At 51.0% G+C, this 1734-nt stretch carries 1 protein-coding gene; it reads left to right on the forward strand.

Annotation, left to right across the window (positions count from 1 at the left end; genetic code table 11):
* Nucleotides 1–1038 precede the first annotated feature (1038 nt).
* Nucleotides 1039–1734 (forward strand): thioester domain-containing protein (locus tag JIM95_RS11290; protein WP_248702969.1); only part of this gene is annotated, 696 nt, incomplete at its 3' end.

Consider the following 1734-nt stretch of genomic DNA (forward strand, 5'->3'; position numbering starts at 1 on the left):
AGGGGCTGACGGTGGATCTCTTCGTCGTGCACGTGCAAGCGATGTTCTCCAGATTTATCCGCCTGGGTAATAGGTGTGGTCTGAGTTTTGATTGCAGCGGTTTTATCGGTGTTCGGCCCAAATGGGTTGTTGTTTGTGAGCTACCTCGATTTTTGGAATGTTGCGAACCGGTGCCAAGCTTCAGAAACTAGGCGGTAGGTAATCTTACGATGTTGAAAATGCGGATAAAGTGACCTCAACGGAGAAGTGTCGCCGCTTTTCTGTTTTTTGGGGAGGGTGTTGAATTTGTCTTGAATGTTCACGTACGTTTATTGGCCGTTTGGTGTGGGTCGGTTGCCTTGCGGAATAACAAATCCTGTGGTCGATGGGTGGGGTAGTCGTGAGAGGACTTTACTGTTGTTGTGGATCCTTTTACACTTTTTGTCTCGCCGGTGATCGCATGTGCCGCGGACCTGATTTTCTGGCGTAGGACGGTGGGAATGTCACGGCCGCAGCTTAAGGAGTGATGAAAATGTGATATTCCACCCGTCGGAATAAAAGATTATCTTTTAGAAAGAGCCAATCGAGATGTTCACGCCAACATAAAGTAATTTACATGCGGCTATTTCGGTTGGTGTCAAAACTGGAGGCTGGACGGTCGACTTGGTTTAAAAGAAGCAGTGCCGGCTAAAGGGATTCGGTTTCAGTTTTCGCCTAATGACTGCAGGTGAGGAGCTATTAGTGGCCAGCCGGGCTGGTGTTTCGGCGACGTCAGGGTGGTGTGGGTGGGGCAGTGCGGGGGTGGCATCATGTGCGCTGATGTGTAGTCCAAGGGTGGCTGTCGAACGAAGATGCTGGTGGAGGGTGGTGGATCCGGAGGGGGCTGGAAGATGTGATGAACCTTAAGAAATCTGGGGGTGCTCGGTTCCAATCCGGTATCAGTAAGGCTACGATCCTTATATAGACCTGTCTCGTGGCTGGCCTTCCGAGCCTGCACTTGGTGGGTTGATGTTAGTAGGAGCCACTGCGGCTCTATCGTTCATGTATCGAGAGGAACCAATGACAAGACAACTGAGCCGTGCGGGGGCAGTGTTGTGCGCGATATTTCTTATCGCGACAGCACTTGTCGTCGCACCGGCGACTGCACGAGCTGATGAAGGGGGAGGGTGGAAAGTTGGAACTGTTGCGAAAAATGTAAATTCGGATGCTGTCAAGTTCCAGGCGTTCAATGGAAGTTTTGAAACTGCGACTTATTGCGTCGATCCCGGATATACTCTCCCGCCGCTTCAGCGAAATGGTGGTGCGCCCTACGAGTATATGGGACTTTCATACAGTGAGATTCCAGCGACTCTGGGCCGAACCGATTCTACCACCCTTCGGAGGGTCGCACTTGCGAGTGCGTACGGATACTCTGCTAAGCACAAATCGCTGTTCTTTGGCGAGAAGGCGAAAAAATATAGCGGGGTCAGTGAAGAATCTGCACAGGTTGCAACTCAGCTCGCAATCTGGCTTCTGACCAATGACCAAAGCTCCGCTGCTAGCTCTGCGGACTATACTGAACAGTTGAAGACTGCGAAGCGTGTAACGGGGGATCCGAACGTTGGTACGTATGCACAGGACATTGTAGATGCCGTCGAAGAGGCGTTCTCTTCGGGTAAGGTTCCCACGAACATCGTGATCTCCTTTTTCCTCGTTCCAGGTGAGGGAACGAAGATCATGAGACCAAGTGTGAATGTCTATAAGCAAAACTTTATT

Source organism: Corynebacterium antarcticum, assembly GCF_016595285.2.
In the GTDB taxonomy this organism is placed as follows: Bacteria; Actinomycetota; Actinomycetes; order Mycobacteriales; family Mycobacteriaceae; genus Corynebacterium; species Corynebacterium antarcticum.